Genomic DNA, 26,002 nt, shown 5'->3' with positions numbered 1-26,002 from the left:
CCAGTCAACCCCGCAAACCGAGCACAGCAGGCAGGCCGGCTAAAGATCCGAGAGTCTTTTGTGCTTAATTTTCCCAAATGATAGGAAATTTAACTTACAGGCGAGGGCTCTACGGATACCTGTCACCTCGTTCGGCTTCGTTACAATGTCAACGCCCAGATCACTTCAGAGGGCGAGCCTCTCGACGATGAAGCATCAACCCGCTGACCAACTAAAGATTTTCGCCCCCTTCCCCGCTTAGAACCGCAGGTCAGCAAGTGTCGGCCCCGCGCCTGCGGGATGGTCTGGGTCACCCCGAGTTGGTTGGAGGCTCCGGACGTGACCCCATCGGAGTAGACGTGGCAGCGGCCCAGGTCGACACTGAGCGCGGGGAGGCGGCGGTAGTTGTAAGCCTCGATCCGGGTGATCAACGCGAGCTCCGCAGCGAGATCACGTTAGCCGCCCGGTCCGATACTTCGAGGACGAAACGACGGCGATCCGCTCGATTCATACCTTGACCTGGGAAACGATGCCCAGGGAGCGAAGTTCCTCGTCGAGATGACGGACGTGCTTGTTGCCCGCCCACGGCTGGAGCCGGGTACGCGCCTGCCGTACGGAGTCGGCGAGCCGACCGGAGCTGTGCGAGCCGGTGAGGTGAGCAGCACTACGAATTTTGTCGACGGCGGCTGGGATCTCCCGTTTCTGGGTGAGTGCCTCCGCGCATTGCAGGAGCGTTTGACCGCGTAGGAACTGGGGGGTCGTCCGCAGCGCCAGCACCTTTTCGGCCGAAGTGATCGCTTCGTTCAGATGTCCCCAGGCAAGCAGGCAGTCCGAGGTGCAGCTTTGCACCTGGCTGGCCGTCCACCAGTACAGATAGGCGGGATCCGTCTCATCGCGGGGCTCTTCGGCGAACCTGACCGAGTGCGCCAGCGCACGCTCGCTCTCCCCGATGCTGCCGCTCCGCGCCAGGACGCGGGAGAGTTCCATGGCCTGCACGGAGCGCACCAGATTACTGGGGCCTCGCCGAGCCCACCCCTGGGCGGCGTAGGAGTGATCAAGGGCCTCTCCCATTCGCCCCTGGTAGGCCGCCATGCGGCTCAGCAGGATGTGCAGGTAGGCGATCAGGCGAGCGTCCGCGATCTGATGAGCGGCGGTGAGCGCATCCTGATAGCTCCGTCGCGCTCCCTCGTAGTCCAGCACATCATGATGGACGTACCCGGAGATCTGGCTGAGCTGGGCGTAGGCGTGGGTGAGGCGGTCGCGCAGCGCGGGGAGCAGGGTTTCACCGTGCAGTAGACCTGCGACCAGCTCGCGCTGGGCGTCGACCACGGGAAGCACGACCTCGGGGCCGAAGTCGTCGTCCAGGCGGCGACACCGGGCGGTCAGCTTCTCGATCACCTCGACGGTCCCGGCGTCCACGCGACCGGAGGTGCGCACTACCGCCACCAGCCGGTCCTTCTCCGGTGGGGAGAGATGGCGCAGCAGGGCGACGGCGGGGGCGCCGCCCATCGCCAGGGCGAGCTCGAACAGCAGATCCCGTCGTCTCACGTCGACCTCCTCGGCTCTGAGGGCGCGAAGCAGGGCGGCGCAGTCCTTACGCGTCAGGACAGCGGGAACCGTACCGCTCGCACGCACCGCTTCTGGCTCCATGCTGGCACGAGTGGCCCTCGCGCTCGGGGCGTGGCGAGACCCCTGGGAATCGAGGTGCCGGTGATCCGTACGGTCGATGAGATCGCGGTCGTTCGGGTTGTAGGAGGCGTACGTCTCATCGGTGACCAGACGTCGGGCGGTGGTGTGGTAGATCTGCGCGAAGATCGCCAGTGCTCTGGCGTTGGGACGCCGCTCCGAGTCGGGCCACCCTTCGAAGACGTAGAGCCTGGGTACGCGCATCGCCGCCGTACCGGCCGGGTCCAGGTCGTTGTAGGCGGCCACGGCTTGCGCACCGGTGAGTCCGTTCGCGTACCGGTGCAGCTTCAGCGGGCTGACGTCGTGATGGAGCGTGAAGATGTCCGCGATCTGATCGAAGCTGAAGCCCTTGGCCCGCAGCAGCTCGCTGTGCTTCCGGCAGTCGATCATGATGTGGTAACCGTCCCTGGACATCGTCATCAACCCCCGGCGTACGATGCAGACCAAGCTTCAGTCACGGATAGTACATGATTGACCACGGAAAGACAGGGAATCGGGAATTCGAAAAACAGGACTGCGGGAACGGAAATCACCTGTCCCTGGCCGTACGGACGACGCCCCGGTCGATAATCGGGATCCCTCCGGTCGAAAAACCGGGGATCTTCTTCACGGGTATCTCGCGCCAGGGTTCGGTTTTATGCGTCAACCTTCCGGCCACGGCCACGAGCGACTTCACCCGCCCATCGACTCGAACCCGCCTCTCGGCTCCTCGACCGAGAGCACATCGGCCACGATTTCACTCCCCGGGCGCGGACAGGCCACCACCCCGGCTCGGCCGCGTCCTACCGGCCACCTGGTCTGGGCAAGATCCTTCTCCGGTACGCCGGACCAGGTGGCCCAGGCCCGCAGGCTCGTCCGTTTCCTGCTCACCGACACCCCCTGCGCCGACGATGCCGAACTGATCGTGTCCGAGCTGGCCGGCAACGCGCTGCGTCACAGCCGCAGCGGCGACGCGGGCGGCTCCTTCGCCGTCGAGGTCGTACTGGGCCGCGCGTCGTTCATGCGGCACGGGGGCGAAGCGACCGGCATCCTCATCACCGTGCACGACCAGGGCGGAAACGGTGTCCCGTGGTTTCGCGGGGAGCATCCGCCGGACACGAACGAGGAGAACGGCCGTGGCCTGGCGACCGTCGCGGCCCTCGCCACCCGCGTCGGCTACCAGGGTGGCCCCACCGTCGGCCACCGGGTCTGGGCCTACCTCTCGACGTGAGAAGGCCTCGCGACGCCCCCGGGAATCGACTGATGCGCCGCGACTTCGCAGGACCCCCGCGGAATCCGCTTAGGAAGCTAATCCCGCAAATGGCCTATCTCGTTGAAGATCTCAGGCTTGGAGTCGCGCCACACCGAGAACGAGGCGTTGCCGACCGGGCCGGACTCCCCGACGGAGTTGATCGCGACACCCTCCATCACGTGCCTGAACATCAGCACGACGGAATCGTGCGCGACGACGAGAACCCGGCGATCGGTGTGCCTGGCACGCAACTCCTCGACCACCTCGCGGATCCGACCGGCGAGATCCGGGAAACTCTCCCCGTCCGGGGGCCGGAAGCCGCCGTACAGGCGCGCGATCAAGTTCTCCGACTCGTCTGGAAACCTCTCCCCGATCGCCAGTACGTTCATCCCGGACCAGCGCCCCATGTCGTGGTCCCTGAGTCTCGGCTCCAGCCGGACCTCGGGGTCCGCGTTCAGCTCGGCGGCGACCAGTTCCCAGGTCTGCACGGTCCTGAGGTACGGCGAGCACAGGACGAGCTCCGGCGGATCCCCTGCCGCGAGGTGCCGCCCCAGCCTGGTGGCCTGCTCCCTGCCGAGCGGGGTCAGCTCGGCCTCGAAATCCGGGCGGTCCAGGACGACCGCCCTGCCCGCACGGAGGGCCTCCTCGAAGGCCACGTTGGACTCGCTCTGACCATGTCGAACCACAGTGATCGTCAGCGGCATTCTCGTATGAAAACACTTTTTTGATCAGCGGGAAAGAAGTGCCGGGCACGAAACGAGCCGGGGCCCGCACCTTGGAAAGGTGCGGGCCCCGGCCCGTGAAGTACAGGTGCTACTAGGCGGGAACGATGTTCTCCGCCTGCGGGCCCTTCTGGCCCTGCGTGACGTCGAAGGAGACCTTCTGGCCCTCCTGCAGCTCACGGTAGCCCTGGGCGGCGATGTTGGAGTAGTGGGCGAAGACGTCGGCGCCGCCGCCGTCCTGCTCGATGAAGCCGAAGCCCTTTTCCGAGTTGAACCACTTAACGGTTCCAGTTGCCATGATCATTCTCCTTCGAACAGGGGGCAGAGCCGGGATCCGCACCGCGCGGATCCCGCGTCGCCGCGATGAGCCCATCCGGAGATGACCGGGAAAACAAAATGCACCTGAAGGGTTATCCGTCAGGTGCACACAAAGTTTCATGGGTACCACAACCGCAACTACGTCCAGGCTAGCACCTGTCCGGACCAACACACGAGCCCACCCTGTCCCAAGGCGGACCCATCGACGATCATCCGCCGACAGACCGCTCCTTACACACCGATACCCGCCTGTGATCGGCGTTCAGGAACATTCAGGAACACGGAGAAGGTGGGCCCACCACGGGCGTCAGATGAGGTCCACCTCCGGGTACGGCAGGCCGCCCGACAGGGTGGGGAAGCCGGGCCCCCGGTCGAAGAAGGGCCGATCGGCCGGGAGGGCGGCGCGGAGGCCCGCGCGGCGGGTCGCGGTGGCCTCGGTGTCCACCCGGGGATCGTCGGGGTCGCCGCTCAGGACGACCCCGTAGTCGTCGTGGGCACCCTCGGGTGAGACCTTGCCGTCGCGGACGTCGGCGGCCACCAGGGCGGGGTCGCGGTCCAGCGGGGAGCCCCAGCCGCCTCCGCCCGTGGTGCGGACCCGGATGATCTCGCCCGCGCGGACCGGTGAGTCGTCCACCAGGCCCTCCATCGTTCTTAGCGAGGGGACTGCCAAGTTTACCTGTTGTCTGGATTGCTTCCCTGCTACCGTTCCTGTGTTTGAAACGGTCAGGGCTTGGCCGTCGCCTACCTCAACCGAGGGAAGCGAGAAGCCGCTCTCTTTGGGGAGCGGAGGAGTCACCTCCTTACCCTCGATCTCCACGACGAAGGGCTGCCCGGCCCGGCCGCCGTTCACGCCCCAGCAGGACAGGATCGAGCGGTCGGCGATGGACATGAACGAGGCGTCCCGGAGCATCCGCAGGTGCTTGTCGTAGCCGAGGCCGCCCCGGTAGAGGCCGGGGCCGCCGGAGTCGCGGGCCAGGCCGAGCCGTTCGACGCGGAAGGGCCAGCGGGACTCGGCGAACTCGACCGGGATGTTGCGCGAGTCGGGCACCACGTGGATGGTGTCCTCGCCGTCGGCGTACCACCGGCCGCCCGAGCCGCCGCCGAGGACCTCCCTCATCAGGTACGGGGTGCCGTCGAGGCCGTCGCCGTAGACGCCGGTGTAGCGGATGGTCTCCTGGTCGGCGGGCATCCGGCCGCCGGTCGCCTTGGCCAGCACCCCGGCCAGCACGCCGAGCAGGCGCAGGATCACGAAGGTACGGGCGTTGGTGGGGGCGGGGAAGATCGGGGTGAGCAGGGTGCCCTTCTCGGGGAAGCGCATCTCGATGAGGGGGACGACGCCCTCGTTGACGTCGAGTTCGGCCATCCGCTCGGGGGTGTCGGCGAGGTTGCGCAGGATCGGCGCGAGCCATTTCTTCAGGAAGACCCCGTCGGCGTAGTCGCCCGCGTGGTTGATCGGGCCCTTGGCCTGCGGGGAGGTGCCGGTGAAGTCGATCACCAGCGGCACCGGCGCGGAGTGGTCGACGGTGAGGGTCATTCGCTGGGTGTGCAGGCGGGGGGAGTCCACGCCGTCGTGTTCGGCGTAGTCCTCCCAGACGTGGGTGCCCTCGGGGATCTTGGCCAGCAGTTCCCTGCGGAACGTCTCGGTGGTGTTGGAGATGATCGCGTCGAAGCACGCCTCGACCGCCTCGCGCCCGTAGCGGTCGAACAGCTCGCCCAGCCGCCGCGCGCCCATCAGGCAGGCCGAGCACTCGGCGTCCAGGTCTCCGGCGAGGGAGTCGGGCATCCGGGAGTTTCGCGTCATGATCGTGAGTGCCGCCCGGTTGGGCACGCCCTCGTCCCACAGTTTGATCGGCGGGACCATCAGTCCCTCCTCGAACACGCTGCGCGCGTTGCTCGGCATGGAGCCCGGTACGGCCCCGCCGATGTCGTCGTGGTGGCCGAACGCCTGGACGAAGGCGACGACCTGTCCGTCGTGGAAGACCGGGACCGTCACGCACAGGTCGGGCAGGTGGCCGATGCCGCCCTCGGACAGGTAGACGTCGTTGTGGAAGAACACGTCGCCGGGCTTCATCTCGTCGATCGGGAAGTCCCGCACGATCGGCTGGACCAGCGCCGAGTAGGACCTGCCGGTCAGCTTGCGCAGCCGTACGTCGTGGATGCCCGCGCGGAAGTCGTGCGCGTCGCGGATCATGGGGGAGCGGGCGGTGCGGGCGATCGCCGTCTCCACCTCCATCTCCACCGAGGCGAGGGTGCCTTCGACGATCTCCACCAGCACCGGGTCGGCCCCGCTCGTAGGCCGCCCGCCCGTGCTCACCGGTCGCTCACCGCTCACCGCTCCTCGCTCGTCCGCGATCGTCGGCCGATCCGCGTCATGCACGGCGTACCTCCAGGTTTCCGAACTCGTCCATGGTCGCGGTGAAGCCGGGGTGGAGCGGCAGGGTGGAGCCGTACTCCTCGATCACCGCCGGGCCGGTGATCCTCGCTCCTGCGGTCAGGTCGCGGCGGCGGTGGATGGGTGCGGTGCCCCACTCGTCGTAGAAGACCTCGCGGGAGGCCGTGGGCTCGGGGTGCGGGTCGCCGTGGGGCCTGCGTCCGATGGAGGGCCGGGTGATCGGGCCGATGCCGGAGACGCGGAGGTTGACCCACTCGACGCCGTGCCGGGGGTCGTCGCGGTAGCCGTACCCGTAGAGCTTGCGGTGCTCGGTGTGGAAGCGTTCCAGCACCTCGGCCCGCCATGCCTCGTCGAGCGGTCCTGCGGGGGCGGGCACCCTCACCTCGTAGGCCTGGCCGTTGTAGCGCAGGTCGGCGCTGCGCGCGTAGACGTGCGCGTCTGCGGCGAAGCCCTCGCGGTCCAGGGCGGAGGCGGCCTGTCCCTCCAGGTCGCCGAAGATCTCCTCGGCGTCCTTCGGGGAGAGGTCGCGGGTGACGAAGGTGCGCACGTAGTCGTTCTTGACGTCCACGGTGAGCAGCCCGAAGGCCGAGACGTTGCCCGGGTCCGGCGGGACGATCACCGATGGCAGGCCGAGGATGTCGATCAACCGGCAGACCAGCAGTGGTCCCGAGCCGCCGAAGGCGACCATGGGGAAGTCGCGCACGTCCAGGCCGCGTTTGACGGTGATCTGGCGGATGGCGTTCGACTGGTTGAACGCGCTGATCTCCAGGATGCCCGCCGCTGTCCGTTCCGGGGTCAGGCCGATCTTGCCCGCGAGCGCCTCGATGCCCTCGCGGGCGGCGTCGGCGTCGAGCGGGATCTCCCCGCCGAGCAGGTGCGCCGGGACCCGGCCAAGGAAGACGTGCGCGTCGGTGACGGTGACCTCGGTGCCGCCCCGGCCGTAGCAGAGCGGGCCCGGGTCGGCTCCGGCCGATCTGGGGCCGACCTTGAGCGTGCCCTCGGGTGAGATCCACGCGACGGAGCCGCCGCCCGCGCCGACGGTCACGATGTCGATCATCGGGATCTTGCAGGGGTAGCGGCCGATGCTGCCCTCGGTGGTCAGGGAGGGTTCCCCGTCGACGACCACCGCGACGTCGGTCGAGGTGCCGCCGCCGTCCAGGGTGATCACCGAGGGGTGCCCGGCGGTGGCGGCGATGAGGGCGGCGCCGAGCGCGCCCGCGGCCGGTCCCGAGAGCACGGTGGTGATCGGCTGGTGCACGACCTCGGCCGCGGACAGCACGCCGCCGTTGCTCTTCATGACGGAGAACGGCATGCCGCTCCCCCTCTCCGCGCTCCCCTGCCGCGCGCTTCCCTTCTCCGGGATTCCCTGCTGCGCGCTCCCCTTTTCCGGGTTTCCCGTACGCGTGCTTCCCGCCGCATCCAGGCGTTCGGCCAGGTTCGCGATGTAGCGGCGCATGGTCGGTTTGACCGCCGCGTCGACGAGGGTGGTGACCGACCGCTCGTACTCGCGGTACTCGCGCAGCACGTCGCACGAGAGCGAGACGACGGCGTCCGGGTGCTCCCTTCCGAGCACCTCTCGCATGCGCAGTTCGTGGGCGGGGTTGGCGTACGAGTGCAGGAAGCAGACGCCGATCGCGGTGATGCCGCGGTCGCGGAACCAGCGGGCCGCCGCGACGGCCTGCTCCTCGTCGAAGGGCCGCACCTCCGCTCCGGTGTGGTCCAGCCGTCCACCGACGGTCCTGACCCGGTGCACCGGAACGATGCGGGGTGGTTTCACCCAGAAATAGGAGTTGCCGTAGCCGTCCGGCACGCTTTGGCGGGCGATCTCCAGGATGAACTCGAAGCCCTCGGTGGTGACGAAGCCGAGGTCGGCGATGCGGTCTTCGAGGAGCTGGTTCGTGGCGACCGTGGTGCCGTGCACGACGGCCGAGACGGCCTCCATCGTCACGTCCTCGGCGCCGGCCGCCTTACGCAGGACTTTTCGCACCCCCTCCATGAACCCGTCGGCCGGGTTGGCCGGGGTGGAGGGAGTCTTGGTGGTGGTGATCTCACCGGTCTGTTCGTCCACCGCTACCACGTCGGTGAACGTGCCTCCGGTGTCGACCCCGATACGGACGCTGCGCATGCCCCCGTGTCTACCCAGTCCCGGCGAGTCCACAAATCGGCGGACACTGCCGAAGCTGTGGCCGTTCCTTGTGCAGTGTTGGCGGCAGGTGGCGTGGCAGGTGGCCTCGCCGGAGACGCTCCCACCCGGGAGACGGCCTCACCGAGGACGACGCCCCCGTCCCGGAGACGGCCTCGCCGTCACGGGCCGGGAGGTCGGGGGGTGGGACTCTAGCGGCGGCGGGGACCCATGGTGGTGTTGATCACCGCGTCGGCGTCGTGCGCGTGGATCTTGGCGGCGAGGCGGATCGCCATCTCGTTCGTACGGCGCAGTTCGGCCTCGACCCGGTCCTTGCCGGACTGGCCGACCTGCACGCCGAAGTAGGCGCCGATGATGGCGCCCGAGACGCCGACGAGCCCGGCGAACGGCGCGGCGGTGTCGCCGGCGCGCAGCGCGATCACCACGAAGCCGATCAGGATGACCAGGAGTCCCACGATGACGACGTAGAACCCGTACCGCCAGCGGGCCGCCTCGGCCTGGGCGGCGACGGCCTCGTCCTCGGTCATCATCGCCGCGAGGGCCGTGGGTATCTCGGCGGTTTCCGCGCTGGAGGGGCCTGAGGTCACGACGGCCGGGGTCTTGCCGTGGGGCGGAGCGGAGTTGTTGGTGGTCGTCACAGATTCTCCCACTTTTCGATAGACCAAAAGGAATCTCCCATGGTTTTCGCCGTCAAGCCAAGTCAGACCATGTCAGGTCTTGTCGGGGCTTAGTAGGGGCTTGGTCGGGGCGTGTCGGTCGGGGACTCCCCACCCCTACCAGGACATCGTCTCCCCAAACGTCCTCATACGCCGCACGGCTCACTGTCGCCCGGAGATCGCCCTCTTTTCTGGCGGATGTAAGAAAACGAGCCATCCATGAAACATCGCGATCACGATCCGCCGGCGGTGTACTAAACCGTGATCAGACGAGATACAAGAGATCTACTACTCTCGCCTGGCTCTCAGAGGTATCTGTGACGAAGCTCCTCCGGCTCCTCGTGGCCCCGCTGTCCGCCGTCGTCCTTCTCACCACCGTGTTCTCGGCCCCCGCCCGCGCCGACACCGACCCCGTTCTCGCCGCCCAGTGGCAGATCGCGTGGAACACCTACAGGTTCTACGAGTGCCTCACCGCTCCCCTCCCGATCACGGGGCGCGGCCAGGCCAAGCGCGACGTCTCCATTGAGATCGACGCGCCGGTGGAACACGTGTTCGACGCCTACTCGAACATCAACAACCACCTCGGCGCGCACTCGTTCCTGCAGCGGGTCGTCACCCACGCCGACTGGACCGACGCCGGGACGCGCTACGTCAACCTCACGGCCGTGGAGAACATCCCGGTCGCCGGACTGCCCGTCACCGTCAACACGCACGCGCAGCAGCGCGTTCACCGCGACGCCCTCTACTACGAGACCGACACCTGGACGCTGCCGAACGTCGTCACGCACCAGAAGATCGTCTTTCACGACCTGGGCGACGGGCGGACGCGCGTCACCGAGCATCTCACCTTCGAGGCGAGCGTCCTGCTCCTCGACTTCACCGTGACGAACGGCGTCTCCTCCCACCAGGCGACGCAGGCGGGCCTCAAGGCGGCGATCGAGAGCGGCGAGCTCTGACCCACCGGCCGGGGAGCTCACCGGACCCCGGAGGGCGAGCTCCCCTCGGCCGGTCCCGTCCCGCTCTTCTGCTCCCGTTCCCCGGGCTCGCCGGAGGTCTCTGCCCGGCGAGCCTGGAAACGGCCCGAAACGGGCTGAGAAACCGGAAACAGTCCGGGAAGTCAGGAAGCGGTCCCGCCGGACGAGACAGGAGGCGCCGCGCGCCCCGGCGGCAGGTGGGAGCGGCGAACCGATCATCAGGGGTGGAGATCGCGGAGCGTGGCCGGAGTACTAGGCTGGCCCCCCGTGACCGAATCGTCTGCCCTCTCCGCCGTTCCCGCCGGTTCCCGGGACGGAGTGCTGCGCTTCTACTTCGGGCCGATGGACTGCGGCAAGTCCACGCTGGCCCTGCAGATGAACTACAACCACGGCCGCCAGGGCAGGCGCGGGCTGGTGCTCACCAAGCACGACCGCTCGGGCGCCCCGCAGGTCACCAGCCGGATCGGCCTGGGCAGCGAGGCCGTCGAGGTCGTCGACGACCTCGACCTGGTAGCCCTGGTCCGCGCGCACGACCCCATCGACTACGTCATCTGCGACGAGGCGTGCTTCTACACGGTCGCCCAGATCGAGCAGCTCGCCGATCTCACCGACGACCACGGCGTCGACGTCTACGCCTTCGGCCTCGCCTCGGACTTCCGCTCGCAGATGTTCCCCGCCGCCCAGCGGCTGTTCGAACTGGCCGACGAGATCAACCGCCTGCAGGTCGAGGTCCTGTGCTGGTGCGGGCGCCCCGGGCGCCTGAACGCCCGGGTGGTCGGCGGCAGGATGGTCCGTACGGGTGAGCAGGTCGTCATCGGCGACACGGGTGCCGATCCGATCCGCTACCAGGTCCTGTGCCGCCGACACCACCGCTCCGGCGAGCTCGGCCTGCCCGGCTGACCTCTCCGCGGGGCAGGAGAACTCTCATCAAAACCCGTCAAACCGGGCAGTAGCCCTCGTCGTCGCAGGCGTCGCCACCCGCCGTCGCGGCCTTCACGGCCTTCGCGGCCGGGGACTGGCCGGTGCGCTCGGCGACCTCCTCGAGAGCCGCGAGCAGAGTGTCCTCCGGCTGGGCTCCGGAGACGGCGAACTGGCCCTCGAAAAGGAAGAGCGGCACCGAGCTGACACCGATCGCGCGAGCCTGGGCCAGCTCCTCCTTCACCGCCGCCACGCCGTCCTCCCCGTCCAGGTCGGCCTGTATGCCGATCTCCCCGGCCAGCCCGGCGAGAACCTCCCGGGAACCGATGTCGAGACCGTCGGTGAAGTGGGCGCGGAAGAGGGCGTAGAGCGCCTCCTCCCCCTTGCCCTGCTCTCCGGCGAGCTGGATGAGGCGGTGCGCGTCGAGGGTGTTGGCCTGGATCGCGTGATCGAAGTCCAGCACCAGCCCGTCCTCGGCGGCGACCCCGGACACTCTCGCGAACATCTGGGCGGCCTGTTCGGCCCCGCCGAACTTCGCCGCCGCCCAGGTTCGTGTGAGCTCGCCACTGGATTTCGCGTCCGGAGCGAGCTGGAACGGCCTGAACTCGATCTTCACCTCACCGCCCTTGGCCCGGTAGCGCTCCACGGCGCGGGCGAAGCGGGTGTGGCCGATGTAGCACCAGGGGCAGACAACGTCTGAATAAATTTCAACCTTCACACAACGCTGCAACCGGTACGGGGATCCGCTGATTCCTCCCGTCATCCTTGGGCACGGACACGCGCGCCGCGGGTCCGGTGGGATGAGGGGCGACGCCGGACGGGGTGTTCACGCCCGGCGGCGGGGTCAGTACGGCAGCAGCCTTCCCGACGGGGTCCGCAGGTCCAGCATGCCCTTGATGGGGCGTCGCGGTCGCCTGCGGATCCGGATCTGACGCATCGTTCGGGACTCCTTCGGGTGAATGCGCGGACATGGCCCGCTTTTCTCTTCGCGTACCGCCGTCCGAGCGGCGCGAGTCGTCCGTGTCGTTCATGGGGAGAGGATTTCCTCTCGTGTCGGGTGAGCCGAGTCCCCGAAAGCCCTCTTACCCCTCTCACGCCACTGAACCACCGGAACGCCTGTCGGCCAGTTCGAACCAGCTGACCTTCCCCGTGGGCGTGCGGTCGCTGCCCCACCGGTCGGAGAGCAGCTCCAGCAGCTGCAACCCGCGCCCTCCCTCGTCGTCCTCATGGGCGTCGCGCGGGACGGGCGGGGCGGGATTGGCGTCACCCACCTCGCAGCGCAGCGTTCCGTCCCGGTAGGAGATGGTGAGCCGGATCGGTCCCCACGCGTGGCGCAGCGCGTTGGTGACGAGCTCGCTGACGAGCAGCCGGGCGACCTCGCTCTGGCCGTCGATCCCCCACTGGGCCAGTCGGCCGCCGATCAGCCACCGGGCCCTGGGCACCGAGGCCGCGACGGGAAAGAGCGGCCAGGACGCCCTCTTGGGGCGGGGTCGAGGAAGCGGGACGGCGGCCACGAAGAGGGCGAGATGGATGAACAGTCTCATGCCGACCTCCCGAAAAGCCCTCGATGGACGGGAACGCTTCCGTCTCCCGGCGACAGCGCCCTGGCACGCACCCGCGCCTCCCGCCTCTCAGCGGCCCTCGGCGGTCCCTCGGCACGGCCGGTTCGTGGCGGACGGTTCCGACCGTAACCGGGAACCTCCGTCGTCGACCTCACTCACCCGTTCTATGACCCGTACATGGTGTGGGATCTTCCACCACACTCCCCGGCGAACGCACCGTTGATTTTGTCGCCATTTATGTATCAATTTATCCGTATTTACACCCACATGTATTGAGGGTCGACAGGGATACGGTCTTGTCCTGGTAGAGCATTCTTTGCGATATGGGATTCTCCCCGCGCCGGGTAAAGCTCGTTCCCCCTCACGACCGGCCAGGGGCGAGGAAACTAGGGGGTGTATATGACGGACCAGGGGCGGGGCGTGGGCGACGGTGACGTCCCGGGCACCGCCCGTGGTGTCCCTGCGGCGTCCCGGGTGAGGACCTCGGCGGCCAGGGCGGCGAACCTGGCGGCGGCGGGGTGTGCCGACCGCTCCGGCCAGGCGACGCGGATCCCTCGCGTGAGGGGGTTACCGGCGAGAGGGCGCCAGACCAGACGGGGTTCCCTGCGGGCTATCGCCTCCTGCTCGAACGCCACCCCCTGCCCGGCCAGCACGAGCCCCAGCAGGAACTCCGGGTTGCGGGCGTGCCTGAGGCGTACGGGCGAGAACCCCCCGGCGCGGCAGACATCGAGCATCCGGTCGTACCACGCCGGGGAGGTCTCGCGAGGAAAGACGACGAGGTCGTGCCCGGCGAGGTCGGCCAGCGCGATCTCCCACGGCCGCCCCCTCGGCCGTCGCGACTCCGGCTGCGAGCCCGGCCGTGGGTCCGGCTTGGAGCGCGCCTCGCTCCCGGCCTCCGGCCGGGAACCGAAGGCGGACCCAGGGTCCTGTTGTGGCCACGGGTCCTGCTCCGGCTCGGGTCGCGAGCCCGGCCGCGCCAGCACCAGGGGGGAGGTACGTGGCAGCACCACGCCCAGCGGGAGCTCCACGACGGGGCCGGACCGCAGACCGGGAATCTCGACGGGGTGGTGCACGAGACCCGCGTCGAGGCGGGCGGAGGCCAGGCCGCGCAGCTGTTCCGGAGTGGTGAGCTCGTGGAGTTCCAGGTGCAGTCCCGGTGCCTCCTCCCCGAGGAGCCCCAGCAGAGCGTGCAGCGTCACGGCCGGGATCTCCGGGGGCACCCCGACGCGCAGGGTTCCCAGCTCACCGTCGGCGGCCTGGCGCATCATCGTCCGCAGCCGCTCCTCACCGGCCAGGAACCGTCCGGCCTCCCCGACGAGAAGCCGTCCCGCCATCGTGAGCTCGATCTGCCGGCGCGAGCGGTCGAACAGCTCTGCGCCGAGCTCGCGCTCCAGCCTCTGGATCGACTGGCTGAGCGGAGGCTGCGCGATGCCCAGCACCTCCGCGGCACGGCCGAAGTGCAGTTCTTCCGCGACAACGAGGAAGTGCCGCAGATGCCGGGTGAGGTCCACGGCGTCACGATAGGCGATCGTCCACGGCCCTGCGCACCCGCGTCGCGTCGCAGGTGGGAACAGGCTTCCGGCGGCGGGCCCAGGCGGGCTCAGAACTCCGCTGGCAGGTCCCGGCAGGTTTCCCTGGGCGAGCACGGGCAGGACCCCGGCGGCGGGTCCGGACAGGGGCACGGGACTGGATAGCGTTGCGGGCATGTCGCCAGAGGAACGGATAGCGGAGATCTTCGCGGCCACGGGGGTCGAGGGGCACCTGCACGCGCTGGACATCGCCGAGGGCCGTGAGATCGCCGTACGCGCCGACGAGCAGGTCGTGATCGCCTCGATCTTCAAGGTGCTCCTCGTCCTGGAGTTCGCCCGTCAGGCGGCGGCAGGCCAGCTCGACCCCGCCGAGCGGGTTCTCGTGACGGCGGAGGACAGGCTCGGCGGGTGGGGCACCGCCGGATGCGCGGACGACGTGGAGATGTCACTGCGTGATCTCGTCCACTTCGCCGTGCAGGTGAGCGACAACACCGCCGCCGACCTGCTGATGCGGAGGATCGGCCTGGACACCGTGCGGATGCTCGCCGCGGAGCTGGGACTGGAGCGCACGCGCGTGATCGGCGGGCCCAGGCAGGTGCTGGAGTCGATGTTCGCGGACGTGGGGGCGCGGGACGACGCCGAGTTCGCGCGGATCTTCCCGACGCTGTCCCCCGAGCGGGTTCGGGCGCTGCGGGTCCTCGATCCCGATCGCACGACCTCCAGCACGGCGCGCGACGTGACCGGGCTGCTCGGACTGATCTGGCGCGACGAGGCGGGGCCGCCGGAGGCGTGCGCGGCCGTCCGCGACTACATGACACGGCAGATCTTCTGGACGCGGATCGCCTCGGGTTTCCCGCCGGGTACGCGGGTGGCGGCCAAGACGGGGACGCTGCCGAGCCTGCACATGGAGGCCGGGGTCGTCGAGTATCCCTCCGGTGAGAGCTACGCGGTGGCGGTCTTCGCCCGGAGCGGGGAGTTGCCGACCCGGCGTCTCGACGTCGACCTGGCGATCGGCCAGGCCGCGCGGACCGCCGTCGACGCGCTGCGAGCCGGGTGAGCCCTGCCCGCCGACGCGTCGACGGGCCCGTTGAGTCCCACCGGCACGAGTTCCGGCGACGCGCTGACGAGCCTGGCGACTCCCGCCGTCGACACACCGCGCTCAAGGCGGGTTCTGCCGGCCATGAGTCGCCGACACCCCGTTTCATCTGCTCCGATACGTGTTCGCCTATGGGAGACGACGGTCGCGAATCTTGGACGCGGCCGGTGCGGCGATGGTTGGGTCCTCATCGGGCCGCACGCGGCCGACGGCCGTCCCCGGGATGCCTGGACGACGGCCGTATGTTCACACGCACCCAAGGGGAGACATGTCCCGATTTGATCGAAGAGGTTTCCTGCGTACCGCGACGGCGGGGGCCGCGCTGGTGCCGATGGCCGGAACCCTCCTGTCCCCGTCCCCCACCGGGGCCGCGACCCCGCGTCCGAGTGGGAGGAAGACCTCCGCGACGTTCCGCTGGCTCGGCACGTCGGGCTGGCGAGTGGATGTGGGATCGTCGACGCTCCTCGTCGACCCGTACGTGACACGGTTCGACACCGGCCTGGCGGCGGGTAAGTTCGATCCCGCCACATCGCTCAAGGTCGACACCGAGGCCGTCCGCAGGCACACGGGCACCCCGCAGGTCGTGCTGGTGACGCACGCGCACTGGGACCACTTCAACGACGTCCCGCACATCGCGACCTCGACCGGGGCACGGATGGTCGGCACCGCCACCACCTGCAACCTGGCCCTGGCGTACGACGTGAAGGACAGCCTGCTCAGCCCGGTGAAGGGCGGAGAGGTCCTGGACTTCGGCGACTACGTCGTCGAGGTGGTGGCGTCGTTGCACAGCCGCAACGCCAACTACTCCATGCTCTTTCCCGGTGTCCGGCTGACCAGGCCGAAACGCAGGCCGAAGAACATCTCCGAGTTGCCCGAGGGCGACACCCTGGCGTTCCAGGTGACGGTCAAGGGCGGTCCTTCGGTTTTCTTCATGGGAGGCAGTGACTTCGTCGAGCGTAACCTCAGCGGTCTCGCCCCGGACGTCGCGATGATTCCCACCACCTCCTCGTCGTCCACGTACGACTACGTGCCGCGCCTCCTGAGGGCCCTGGACATGCCGCAGGTGGTCGTACCCGTGCACTGGGACAACTTCGAGGTGGCTCTGCGCAACCCGCCTCAGGCCGACGAGAAGTCGAGGAAGAGCCTCGCCGAGTTCGTCGCGGCGGTGCGCAGGGTGAGCCCCGGGACGAAGGTCGTGATCCCGGACTACCTGACACCGCACACCTTCGGCTGACGCCCGCGCTAGAGGGCGGAGGAGATCTCCTCCAGGCGGGCGGCCAGCTGCTCGGGCTCGCCGTCGACCAGGGCGGACACCCCGCGCCACCAGGCGAACCACTCGCCGCTGCGCCACATCCAGTCGATCCGCTCGATGGAGGCGATGACGTCGCCCCTGTCGCGCCACACCTCACCGGCCTGCTCGGCGGAGGCGCCGTGGCGCAGTGCCCAGGTGTGCAGGGTCGCGGCGGCCTCGGCGTCGACCGGCCGCTCGTACGGGTCGGGGTGCTCGTCCAGCCGGTGGGGGCCGAGCCCGGCGGCGACGCCCCAGCTCCACTGGGCCTCGGCGGGGCGGGAGTAGCGCAGGGAGTCGAAGTCGAGGTTGGAGCCGAGCTCGTCGTCGGGGCGGCGCAGGACCACCGCGTCGAGACGGCCGCCGGCGTCGAAGGAGACCACGACCCGCTGGCCGGGGTGCGCGTCCTTGGGCAGCTCGACCCGGTCCTCGGCCTGCCAGGAGTTGAGGTCGGTGACGGCGGCCGGACGGCCCCAGGCCTCGTCGGCCGCGTCGTCGGCGATCCAGGCGGCGAGCATCTCCAGGACGGTCAGGTCGGTCCACGGTTCGATCGCCGTGGAGGTCCTGAGCGCCTCGTCGGGCGCGGGCAGCTTGTCGCCGCGCTCCTGGTGCCACCACCGCTCGCCGAGCTCGCGGGTGCCGACCAGCAGGCCGGCGAGCGCGGCGAGTTCGGTGGACCTGCGGGTGAGGGGGGCGCCGCGCGCGAGCTCGACGGAACGCGCGACGCGGTCGGCGCCCAGCACCGACCTCGCCTCGCTCAGCAGCAGGGCGGCGTCCGGCCGCTCCTCACCCAGGAGATCACGGATCAGTCGTCTGGCCTCGGTCCTCGCGTCCTCCGCACGTGCATCACGCATACCGACACGGTACGCCGGGAGATCCTTAGGCGCGAGTGTCACCGTGCGGTACGGCCGTGCCGTCGTCCTGTGGCGACTCGGTGAGATGGGCGGTCCTTCCCACCACGTAGGCGGCGACCGCCGCCGTCACCACCTGGTAGACGGCGACCAGGAGGATGACACCGGCGATCTTCCAGCTGGGGTCGCGCAGCCACATGGCGAGCAGGATGAAGTGCAGGCCGAGCACCTGGGGTTTGGTCGCCGCGTGCATGCGCGCCAGGGTGCCGGGGAACCTGACCATGCCGACCCCCGCCGCGAACGCCAGCGTCGCCCCCAGCAGCAGGAAGACGGCCGCGGCCACGTCCATCGCGGCGCTCACCGGGCACGTCCCGAGAAGAACCTGGCCAGCGAGACCGAGCCGACGAATCCCAGCAGGGAGAGCACCAGCAGCACGGGCAGCACCGAGTACTCCCGGTAGACGGCCGCCCCCGCCCCGACCGCGCAGATGACGACGGCGGTGAGCACGTCAAGCGCGACGGCGCGGTCCAGCATCGTCGGGCCGCGCACCAGCCGGTAGAGCGTCATCGCCGCCGCGACGGCGAGCATCCCCAGAACGATCAGGTAAACCGTCGTCATCGCACCTCCTCCTGGTCCGCTCGGGTACCGAAGGCGGCCGCGATGCGCTTCTCCAGCCGGGTCACGTCATCCTGGGTGATCCGGCTGACCGTCTCCAGGTCGCCGGAGATGCCGAGCACGTGGAGCAGGAGCTTCTTCTCCTGGGTGTTCGCCTCCAGCACCAGGCTGCCCGGCAGCGCCGACAGCGCCACCGTCATCAGCACCACGATCGGCTCCGACGAGGTGCGCAACCTCACCTCGACGATCTGGATCGGCGGTGGTTTGCCCAGCCTCAGCGCCCAGAAGATCACTCGGGAGCTGGAGATCACCATGTCCCGCATGAAGCGGACGATGAACGACAGGATGTTGATGGGATGGAACCGGATGCCGGTGTCCTGGAGCGGCAGGGGTAGCAGCCACACGAGGAGCAGCCCGACCAGCAGGCCCCCGAGCACGTTGCCCACGCTCAGGTCGCCCCAGAGCATCAGCCAGATCAGCGTCAGCCAGAGCACCTGCGGCAGCGGCACGGGCCTGCCCAGCAGCTTCAGCACCGTGAACGCCGGACGGGACTCGCTCATCGCCCACCGCCGAGCACCGCGGAGATGTACGGTTCGCGGGCCAGGAGTTCCTCCGCGGCCCGCTCGGACAGGGCGTGCAGCGGACCGGCCAGGACGGTGAAGGACAGGGCGAGCGCCACCAGGGCGGCCGTGGAGGCGAACATGAGCTTCGGCAGGGTGACGGAGGTGACGATCGCCTCGTTCCCCTTCCCCTTCCCGTTCGTGACCGGCGCCCCCTTCGGGTCCTCTCCGTCACCGTTCTCCTGGGTCTCCAGCACGGTTCCACCCTCGGTGACCATTCCCTCGGGCGGCACCCGCCAGAACGCCTTGTTCCAGGTCGTGGCCACCGCGTACAGGGTGAGCAGGCTGGTGACCAGTCCCCCGGCGACCAGGGTCATCGCCATCGGGCTACCGTCGGCCACCCCGGCCTGGATCAGCCCGAGCTTGCCCAGGAAGCCTGATAACGGCGGGATGCCCGCCAGGTTCATCGCGGGCACGAAGAAGAGCACCGCGATGACGGGTGACAGTTTCGCCAGGCCGCCGAGTCTGTCCAGGGAGGTGGTGCCGGTGCGGCGTTCGATCATGCCGGTCACCAGGAACAGGCTCGTCTGCACGGTGATGTGGTGGGCCACGTAGAAGATGGCGCCCGCCATCCCCTGGGCGCTGAACAGGGCGACTCCGAACACCATGTAGCCGATGTGGCTGACCAGGGTGAAGGAGAGCATTCGTTTTATATCGCTCTGCGCCACCGCGCCGAGCACCCCGACGAGCATGGTCAGCAGCGCCGCCCACATCAGCAGGTTGCTCACCGGCCCCCAGGGGAAGAGCAGCGCCTCCAGGCGGATGATCGAGTAGACGCCGACCTTGGTGAGCAGGCCGGCGAAGAGCGCCGTCGCGGGAGCGGGCGCGGTCGGATACGAGTCGGGCAGCCACGCCGACATCGGGAAGATCGCGGCCTTCACCGCGAAGACCAGCAGGAGCATCAACTCGATCAGCAGCCTGACGTGGTCGGGCAGCACCGCGAACCGCTCGGCCAGCTGCGCCATCGACACGGTGCCCGTGGCGCCGTAGGTCACCGCGATCGCGACGAGGAAGAGCAGTGAGGAGGTGAGTCCCACCACCGTGTAGGTGGCGCCCGCCCGGATGCGGGACTCGGTCCCGCCGAAGGTGAGCAGCACGTACGAGCCGCCGAGCAGCATCTCGAACCCGACGAAGAGGTTGAACAGGTCACCGGAGAGGAAGGCGTCCGACACTCCCGCGACCATGATCAGGTAAGCCGGGTGGAAGATCGAGAGCGAGGCCTTGTAGTCCTGGTCCGCCCATGACTGGGAGAGCGAGTAGATCATCACGCAGAGCGTCACCGCGGAGGAGACCGCGAGCATCAGCGTGGAGAGCCGGTCGGCGACGAGCGCGATGCCGATCTGCGCGCTCCAGCCCCCGACATGGGCCACCAGCGGGCCGTCCTGGTCCGCCGCGAACATCAGGATCAGCGAGACGACCAGCACCACCGCGAGCGTGCCCACGCTGATGAGCGCCTGGAGCTTGCGCAGCCTGCTGCCGATGGCCAGCTTGAGGCCGACGGCGAGCAGTGGCAGCACCACGGGCACCGGGATGAGTGCCTCCATCAGTCCTCCTCCCCCTCGAGCTCGGGATCTTGCGCCCTGGCCTGTCGTGCCCGGTCCTCCCGGATCGCGGCGCGCATCTGCCGGCGGGCGTCGCGCTGGCGGACGCGGAGCCGCTTGCGGATCTCGCGCTCGCGCGCGGCCTGCTCGCGCTCTCTGCGGGCGAACTCGGCACGCACCTCACTGAGGCGTCTTTCCCGCTCCTCCTTGGAGAGGTCCTCGGCCTGCTGGGCCTCGGCGAACCGCTCGGCGAGCCGTTCCGCGGACAACTCGTCGTTCTTGTGCGCCTGCAGCCAGCGGCCCAGGTCGGCGTTGACGTCGAGGATCCGCTGCTCCAGCTCTTCCGCCTCCCTGCGCTCCCACTCGTTGTGCTCCTCCTCCAGCCGGGTCATCTCGGCGCGCTGCTCAAGGACGAGCTGCTGGTAGGCCGCCTGACGGTCGAGTACGGCCTGGCTCAGCTCGCCCCGCCTGGCACGCAGCCGCACCCGGCGGTCCTCGGTGTCGTCCTGCACCTCGTCGGCTCCGGTGAGCTGCCAGGACCTGTGGATCATGCCGAGCAGGAAGGCGGTGACGCCCAGCGTGATGACGATGGCGGTGAGCACCATGACCTGCGGCAGCGGGTCGGCCATCCGCTCCGGCTCCACCGTGCCCAGGATCGGCGGCGCTCCCGGCGGCCCGCCCACGGTGAGGATGAGCAGGTTCACTCCGTTGCTGAGCATGATGACGCCGGCGAGCAGCCGGACCAGGCTTCTCTCCAGCAGCAGCGTGACCCCCGCGGCCACGAGCACGGCGACCACCAGGAGCGGCACTACGGGCGCGGTCACCGGCTCTCCTCCTCGTCGATCTGCCGATCCAGCTCGGAGCCCAGGCTGCGCAGGATGTCCCGCACCATGCCGATCACCGTGATGTAGACGCCGATGTCGAACAGGAGCACCGTCGACAGGTGCAGCTTGCCGACCAGCGGGATGTACAGATCGGCGGCGAGCATGTCCAGCGCCCCGGCGCCCGCGACCAGCCCCACCAGCGCGGTGAGCGTGGACAGCAGGAGTCCCAGACCGATCAGCACCCCGGGGGCGGCCGGCACGGCGGCGGCCAGTTCGTGCCTGCCTCCGGCGAGATAGCGCAGGACCAGCGCGAGACCGGCCACGATGCCTCCGGCGAACCCGCCGCCCACCGCGCTGTGCCCGGTGAACAGCAGGAAGATCGAGACCAGCATCACGGTGTGGAAGGTCACCCGGGCGACGAACTCCAGGATCACCATCCGCTGTCCGGCGGGCTGGGTGTTCGCCAGCCAGTACGTCCTGGGCTTCTCCTCGTCGGCCCTCTTCTGCGGGGGCTGCGTCGCGTGCGCCCTGCTGCGCAGGAAGACCAGGCCGGTCATGCCGAGGGTGAGGACGACGAGGACGGAGCTCTCCCCCATGGTGTCCCAGGCTCTGATCTCGACGAGGAGCGCGCTCACGATGTTGGCGGCCCCGGCCTCCTGCGCCGCCTCGGCCATCAGTGTGCCGACCGGTATCGCCTGCCGCGCGTTCATCGCGAACATGCCGGCCCCCGCCACCACGAGACCGCTCACGATGCCGAGGGTGAGCCGCACGCCGAACGACAGCCGGCCCCGGTCCTCCCTCGGCCCGAGGGGAAGTCTCCGCAGCACCAGCACGAACACGACCAGGCTCAGCGTCTCGACGAGGAACTGGGTGAGCGCGAGGTCGGGCGCGCCGTGGACGAGGAAGAGCAGCGCCGTGCCGTACCCCGTCAGGCCGGCCAGCAGCACGAGCACGACGTGCGAGCGCATCCGGAGCGCGACGGCCGCCGCGGCGACGATGAGCACGCCGATGACGGGCTGCTCGATGCGGTCCCAGACCACCGTGTCCAGCCCGAGGTCGGATCCGGGGCCGTACGTCAGCGAGAAGACCCCCACCGCCGCCACCGAGACGAACGCGATCGTGAGGTAGTCGGGCAGCGAGCCGCGCTGGACGACGCCGGTCAGCTGCAGGGAGAAGCGTTCCAGCCCGCGGACCAGTGCCCAGTAGGACCGGCCGGAGTCGATCACGTGCAGGGACTCCCCGACCCGCGCCACCGGTTCCCTGAACCGGAACAGGAGCGCTCCGCCCCCCAGCGCGAGGGCCGAGAGCAGCAGCGGCACCGGGGCGCCGCTCCACAGCGCGAGGTGGGTGCCGTGACCGGGCCCGGCGAAGGTGTCGGTGTAGCTCTCCATCGCCCCGCCGTACAGGGCGGCGAACGGGGCGGCGGCGAGGCCGAGCGCGGAGAGCAGCGCGGGCGGCACGAACTCCGCGGCGCCGAAGGAGCGCACGTCCACCGGCTCGACACCGGGCTTGGCGGCGAAGGCGCCCCACACGAAACGCGCGCTGTAGCCGGCGGTGAGCGCGGAGCCGAGGACGATCCCGGCGAGCACCGCCGTGTCGATGCCCCGCCCGGTCATCAGCGACTCGAAGGCCGCCTCCTTGCCGACGAACCCCAGGAACATCGGGATGCCGGCCATCGAGGCGGCGGCCCCGGTGCCGACCACGGCCAGCCAGGGCGCCGAGCGCCGCAGACCGCTCAGCTTGCGCAGGTCGCGGGTACCGGTGGAGTGGTCGATGACGCCGACGACCAGGAAGAGGGAGGCTTTGAACAAAGCGTGCGCGAGCAGCATCCCGACCCCGGCGATCGCGGCGTCGCGGGTGCCCACGCCGAACAGCACCGTCAGGAAACCCAGCTGGCTCACCGTGCCGTAGGCGAGCAGCTTCTTGAGGTCGTGCTCGCGCAGCGCCCGCCAGGCGCAGAACAGCATGGTGAGCAGGCCAAGGGGTACGGCGGTCCACCACCAGGCGGCGAGCCCTCCGAAGGCCGGGCCCAGGCGGGCGAGCAGGTAGACGCCCGCCTTCACCATCGCCGCGGCGTGCAGGTAGGCCGAGACCGGGGTCGGCGCGGCCATCGCGGCGGGCAGCCACATGCTGAACGGGAAGACCGCCGACTTCGACAGCGCGCCGATCAGGATCAGCACCACCGCCACCGCCGTCAGGCCGCCGGACGGCGGGCTCTGCACGATCTGCGAGATGCGGTACGTTCCCACCGCCTCGCCGAGTATGATCATGCCGCCCAGCATCGCGAGGCCGCCGGTGGTGGTGACGATCAGCGCCTGCATCGCGGCCCTGCGGCTGCTCCTGCTCGCGGGGTCGTGACCGATCATCAGGTAGGAGAAGACCGTGGTCAGCTCCCAGAACACGAACAGCAGCAGCAGGTCGTCCGCGACCACCAGCCCGAGCATCGCCCCGGCGAAGGCGACGAGCACCCCGGCGAACAGGCCAAGCCCCTCGCTGCCCGCGGAGAAGTAACGCGAGCAGTACAGCACGACCAGGGTGCCCACGCCGGTGACCAGGGCCATCATGAGCAGGGCGAGCGCGTCGACGCGGAAGGAGAGTCCCATGCCGAGGCCGGGCGCCCAGTCGTGGTGCGACTCGACGGGGATGCCGGTGAGGGCGATCCAGATCGTGTAGACGAATCCGCAGGCGGGTGGCGCGGCGAGCAGGAAGAACGCGTTCCTGCCGAAGCGGCGCACCAATGCCGGAGCGAGCATCGCCGCCACGGCGTGCAGGATCAGCAGCGGCTCCATGTTCCCCCGTGACCCGTCGTGGCAGACGTACGCCAGGATCCTAGAAGGCCCGACTTTGACAGGTCAAACTCGCGGACCGCCTGGCCGGGGAGCGCCCGCCCTCCACCGAATCATGATCAACTCCAGGAGCATTCCTGCTGGCAGGGCCATTCGCATCTCCGGCGGCGCGGGCGTAGGAAACGATCGCCCCGCTCCTGCTGTGAGCGACATCACCGCTTTCTGCCGCTACGGCCGAGCAGCCAGCCGATCACCGCGCTGCCGAGCGCGACGCCCGCGCCCATGCCGAACGCGGCCAGGAGCGACCAGGCGGGGACTCCGGACTTGGTCTCCCTGAGCGGGGCCGGGCGCTCGAAGACGTGCGCGGCTACGACCTGGCCTGCCCCGGCCGGCGATGCCGGCGTGGCGAGCGAGGGGGCTGCGGCGGGTGCGGCGAGCGAAGGCTCGCCGCCCGGCGCGATTTCGACGAGAGCATGGTCGGCGGGAACCCCTCCGGAGGCGAGATGGCTCTCCACCGCGGAGAAGAACTCCCCCGCGGTCTTCCTCGCGACGGAGCCGAGCATGCGCTGGCCGACGCCGCCGATCATGCCACCGATCACGGCCTCGGCGTCGTAGTCGATCCGGGTGCCGCCCTCGACCTCGCTGAGGCGGATCTCCACGGTGGCGTCCACGGTTCCCGGAGCGCCCTGGCCCCGGGCCCTGAGCACGAACCGTTCCGGCGCCTCGGGCTCAGACAGGGCGACCTCGCCCTGGTAGACGCCCTTGATGGAGGCCACCCCCGCGGTGACGGTCATCCGGTAGGTGTCCGGCCCCGTCTCCTCAAGGCGCTCGCACCCCGGGATCGTGCGTACGAGCACGGCCGGGTTCTGGAGCGCTGACCACACACGATCTCTGTCGATGCCGAGCACGGCACTGCCTTCGAGCTTCACACCAAGCACCATAGGCAATCGCCGGGCGGGCGGATAACAGCAACATCTGCCCGCCGCCGCGCCCCACCCTTGTCAGTGCTGTCCCAGCACCGGTGGACGCCGCCTCGGCGTCCCGGGCCGGCCCTTCGCGTCCACGGAACGCGGGGCCCTGCCCGGGACGGGCGGAACGCGAGCCGCCCGGCCGGCCGGCCGGGCGCGGACCAACCGGGCCGACCGAGCTGGACTAGCTGGGCACGGGACTCTTCGATCGCAGGGACTCGCCCACGTCGTGCAGGTGGCGCAGCGCCTGCGCGTACGAGCTGACGACGCCGGACTCCAGGTAGTCGACCCCCAGTTCCTCGCAGTACGCCCGGACGATCGGCTGGGCGCGGCGCAGGTTGGGCATCGGCATGCTCGGGAAGAGGTGGTGCTCGATCTGGTAGTTGAGCCCGCCGAGTACGACGTCGAGGACCACGCCGCCGCGCACGTTGCGCGAGGTCAGCACCTGGCGCCGGAGGAAGTCGAGCTTGTCCTCGCCCCTGAGCATCGGCATGCCCTTGTGGTTGGGGGCGAAGGTACAGCCCAGGTAGACGCCGAAGATCGCCTGGTGCAGGAGGAGGAAGACCACCGCCTTGGCGGGCGACAGCACCGCGAACAGCGCGCCCACGTACAGGACCGCGTGCACGACCAGCAGCGAGGCCTCCACGGCCCGGTTCTTCATCGTCGGGCGCGACAATGCCCGGACACTGGACACGTGGAGGTTGAACCCCTCGAACGTGAGCAGCGGGAAGAACAGGAACGCCTGCCAGCGGCCCAGGAACCTGGGCAACCCCTTGCTGACGGCGGCCTGCTCCGGTGACCAGAGCAGGAAGTCGGGGCTGACGTCGGGGTCGTGGTCCTCGTGGTTGGGATTGGCGTGGTGGCGGGTGTGCTTGTCCATCCACCAGCCGTAACTCATACCGATGGCGACGTTTCCTGCCACCAGCCCGGCGATCTGGCTGGAGCGGCGGGAGCGGAAGACCTGGCGGTGGGCCAGGTCATGGGCGACGAGCCCGATCTGGGCGAACACCACCGCGAGGAAGGCCGCCACCAGCAGCTGGTACCACGAGTCACCGAGGGCGAAGAAGGCGGCCCAGCCTCCGACGAAGGCCGCCGCGACCAGGCCGAGCCGTACGGTGTAGTAACCGGGGCGCCGGTCGAGCAGCCCGGCCTGGGCGATCCGGCGCGACAGGCGGGCGAAATCACTGCCTCGCTCCCCGTTTCCCGGGATGGCGGGAAGGTCCTCGTCATCGATCGCGGTTGAGTTGGGCACGGTTCTCCTCAGATGGGCCGGATCACTCGACATGACTGTGTCAGTAGGGAA

At 69.4% G+C, this 26,002-nt stretch carries 23 protein-coding genes; 5 read left to right on the top strand and 18 right to left on the bottom strand.

Features of this window, described 5'->3' with window-relative positions; translation table 11 throughout:
* Window positions 1–486: 486 nt before the first annotated feature.
* Window positions 487–2,085, bottom strand: a complete 1,599-nt coding sequence (locus ACIBH4_RS01350; RefSeq protein WP_362766110.1) for a hypothetical protein — start codon at window positions 2,083–2,085, stop codon at window positions 487–489.
* A 217-nt stretch (window positions 2,086–2,302) separates the two neighbouring features.
* Between ACIBH4_RS01350 and ACIBH4_RS01345 the strand changes: the two genes are divergently transcribed.
* The gene (locus tag ACIBH4_RS01345) at window positions 2,303–2,875 is read left to right on the top strand and encodes an ATP-binding protein (RefSeq protein WP_362508469.1); all 573 of its coding nucleotides are present in this window, start codon (window positions 2,303–2,305) and stop codon (window positions 2,873–2,875) included.
* A 77-nt stretch (window positions 2,876–2,952) separates the two neighbouring features.
* Here the strand turns inward: ACIBH4_RS01345 and ACIBH4_RS01340 are convergent, their stop codons facing one another.
* The 5 genes from ACIBH4_RS01340 to ACIBH4_RS01320 all read right to left on the bottom strand — a co-directional run bounded on the left by ACIBH4_RS01340 (window position 2,953) and on the right by ACIBH4_RS01320 (window position 9,109).
* Window positions 2,953–3,600, bottom strand: coding sequence for a histidine phosphatase family protein (locus tag ACIBH4_RS01340; protein WP_362766112.1), 648 nt, complete (start codon window positions 3,598–3,600; stop codon window positions 2,953–2,955).
* 112 nt (window positions 3,601–3,712) lie between these two features.
* Complete coding sequence (locus ACIBH4_RS01335; protein ID WP_068904148.1) at window positions 3,713–3,916, bottom strand: cold-shock protein; 204 nt, start codon at window positions 3,914–3,916, stop codon at window positions 3,713–3,715.
* Between the two features lie 327 nt (window positions 3,917–4,243).
* Complete coding sequence (locus tag ACIBH4_RS01330) at window positions 4,244–6,313, bottom strand: hydantoinase B/oxoprolinase family protein (protein WP_399171353.1); 2,070 nt, start codon at window positions 6,311–6,313, stop codon at window positions 4,244–4,246.
* Window positions 6,306–8,453, bottom strand: coding sequence for a hydantoinase/oxoprolinase family protein (locus ACIBH4_RS01325; protein ID WP_362766115.1), 2,148 nt, complete (start codon window positions 8,451–8,453; stop codon window positions 6,306–6,308). The genes ACIBH4_RS01330 and ACIBH4_RS01325 overlap by 8 nt, the downstream gene beginning before the upstream one ends.
* Before the next feature lie 209 nt (window positions 8,454–8,662).
* Window positions 8,663–9,109: a hypothetical protein gene (locus ACIBH4_RS01320; protein ID WP_362508479.1), complete on the bottom strand. Its 447-nt coding sequence runs from the start codon at window positions 9,107–9,109 to the stop codon at window positions 8,663–8,665.
* A 335-nt stretch (window positions 9,110–9,444) separates the two neighbouring features.
* Between ACIBH4_RS01320 and ACIBH4_RS01315 the strand changes: the two genes are divergently transcribed.
* Window positions 9,445–10,083: an SRPBCC family protein gene (locus tag ACIBH4_RS01315; protein WP_362508482.1), complete on the top strand. Its 639-nt coding sequence runs from the start codon at window positions 9,445–9,447 to the stop codon at window positions 10,081–10,083.
* A 285-nt stretch (window positions 10,084–10,368) separates the two neighbouring features.
* Entirely contained in the window at window positions 10,369–11,001 is a 633-nt protein-coding gene (locus ACIBH4_RS01310; RefSeq protein ID WP_362508485.1) for a thymidine kinase, read from the top strand.
* A gap of 37 nt (window positions 11,002–11,038) precedes the next feature.
* Here the strand turns inward: ACIBH4_RS01310 and ACIBH4_RS01305 are convergent, their stop codons facing one another.
* The 3 genes from ACIBH4_RS01305 to ACIBH4_RS01295 form a co-directional block, all read right to left on the bottom strand.
* Complete coding sequence (locus ACIBH4_RS01305; RefSeq protein ID WP_362508488.1) at window positions 11,039–11,737, bottom strand: DsbA family oxidoreductase; 699 nt, start codon at window positions 11,735–11,737, stop codon at window positions 11,039–11,041.
* 373 nt (window positions 11,738–12,110) lie between these two features.
* Window positions 12,111–12,563, bottom strand: a complete 453-nt coding sequence (locus tag ACIBH4_RS01300) for an ATP-binding protein (RefSeq protein ID WP_362766117.1) — start codon at window positions 12,561–12,563, stop codon at window positions 12,111–12,113.
* Between the two features lie 404 nt (window positions 12,564–12,967).
* Entirely contained in the window at window positions 12,968–14,287 is a 1,320-nt protein-coding gene (locus tag ACIBH4_RS01295) for a LysR substrate-binding domain-containing protein (protein ID WP_362508494.1), read from the bottom strand.
* Here ACIBH4_RS01295 and ACIBH4_RS01290 point away from each other — a divergent pair.
* Both ACIBH4_RS01290 and ACIBH4_RS01285 read left to right on the top strand, forming a co-directional pair.
* Entirely contained in the window at window positions 14,286–15,167 is an 882-nt protein-coding gene (locus tag ACIBH4_RS01290; protein WP_362508496.1) for a serine hydrolase, read from the top strand. The genes ACIBH4_RS01295 and ACIBH4_RS01290 overlap by 2 nt on opposite strands.
* A 307-nt stretch (window positions 15,168–15,474) precedes the next feature.
* On the top strand, window positions 15,475–16,440 hold the full coding sequence (locus ACIBH4_RS01285; RefSeq protein WP_362766119.1) for an MBL fold metallo-hydrolase: 966 nt from the start codon (window positions 15,475–15,477) through the stop codon (window positions 16,438–16,440).
* 8 nt (window positions 16,441–16,448) lie between these two features.
* On the opposite strand, the gene ACIBH4_RS01280 is transcribed toward ACIBH4_RS01285, so the two are convergent.
* From ACIBH4_RS01280 to ACIBH4_RS01240, 9 genes are all read right to left on the bottom strand, one after another.
* A complete protein-coding gene (locus tag ACIBH4_RS01280) occupies window positions 16,449–17,348 on the bottom strand; it encodes a hypothetical protein (protein WP_362508502.1) in 900 nt (299 codons plus the stop codon).
* Window positions 17,349–17,373: 25 nt separating this feature from the next.
* Entirely contained in the window at window positions 17,374–17,706 is a 333-nt protein-coding gene (gene mnhG / locus ACIBH4_RS01275) for a monovalent cation/H(+) antiporter subunit G (RefSeq protein ID WP_362508505.1), read from the bottom strand.
* On the bottom strand, window positions 17,703–17,963 hold the full coding sequence (locus ACIBH4_RS01270; protein ID WP_362508508.1) for a monovalent cation/H+ antiporter complex subunit F: 261 nt from the start codon (window positions 17,961–17,963) through the stop codon (window positions 17,703–17,705). Before ACIBH4_RS01270 ends, mnhG begins: the two co-directional genes overlap by 4 nt.
* Complete coding sequence (locus ACIBH4_RS01265; RefSeq protein WP_362508511.1) at window positions 17,960–18,520, bottom strand: Na+/H+ antiporter subunit E; 561 nt, start codon at window positions 18,518–18,520, stop codon at window positions 17,960–17,962. The genes ACIBH4_RS01270 and ACIBH4_RS01265 overlap by 4 nt, the downstream gene beginning before the upstream one ends.
* Window positions 18,517–20,124 (bottom strand): Na+/H+ antiporter subunit D, encoded by a 1,608-nt coding sequence (locus ACIBH4_RS01260; RefSeq protein WP_362766122.1) that lies wholly within the window; start codon window positions 20,122–20,124, stop codon window positions 18,517–18,519. Before ACIBH4_RS01260 ends, ACIBH4_RS01265 begins: the two co-directional genes overlap by 4 nt.
* Window positions 20,124–20,945, bottom strand: coding sequence for a Na(+)/H(+) antiporter subunit C (locus ACIBH4_RS01255; protein ID WP_362508517.1), 822 nt, complete (start codon window positions 20,943–20,945; stop codon window positions 20,124–20,126). Before ACIBH4_RS01255 ends, ACIBH4_RS01260 begins: the two co-directional genes overlap by 1 nt.
* On the bottom strand, window positions 20,942–23,734 hold the full coding sequence (locus ACIBH4_RS01250; RefSeq protein WP_362766124.1) for a Na+/H+ antiporter subunit A: 2,793 nt from the start codon (window positions 23,732–23,734) through the stop codon (window positions 20,942–20,944). Before ACIBH4_RS01250 ends, ACIBH4_RS01255 begins: the two co-directional genes overlap by 4 nt.
* A 209-nt stretch (window positions 23,735–23,943) precedes the next feature.
* Window positions 23,944–24,660: a carbon monoxide dehydrogenase subunit G gene (locus tag ACIBH4_RS01245; protein WP_362508523.1), complete on the bottom strand. Its 717-nt coding sequence runs from the start codon at window positions 24,658–24,660 to the stop codon at window positions 23,944–23,946.
* A 223-nt stretch (window positions 24,661–24,883) separates the two neighbouring features.
* Window positions 24,884–25,951 (bottom strand): fatty acid desaturase family protein, encoded by a 1,068-nt coding sequence (locus ACIBH4_RS01240; protein ID WP_399171352.1) that lies wholly within the window; start codon window positions 25,949–25,951, stop codon window positions 24,884–24,886.
* Between the last annotated feature and the right edge of the window lie 51 nt (window positions 25,952–26,002).

It is taken from the genome of Streptosporangium sp. NPDC050284 (assembly GCF_044459525.1).
GTDB lineage: Bacteria > Actinomycetota > Actinomycetes > Streptosporangiales > Streptosporangiaceae > Streptosporangium.
The sequence above is the reverse complement of the archived record's forward strand: the minus strand, read 5'-3'. Positions and strand labels throughout refer to the sequence as shown.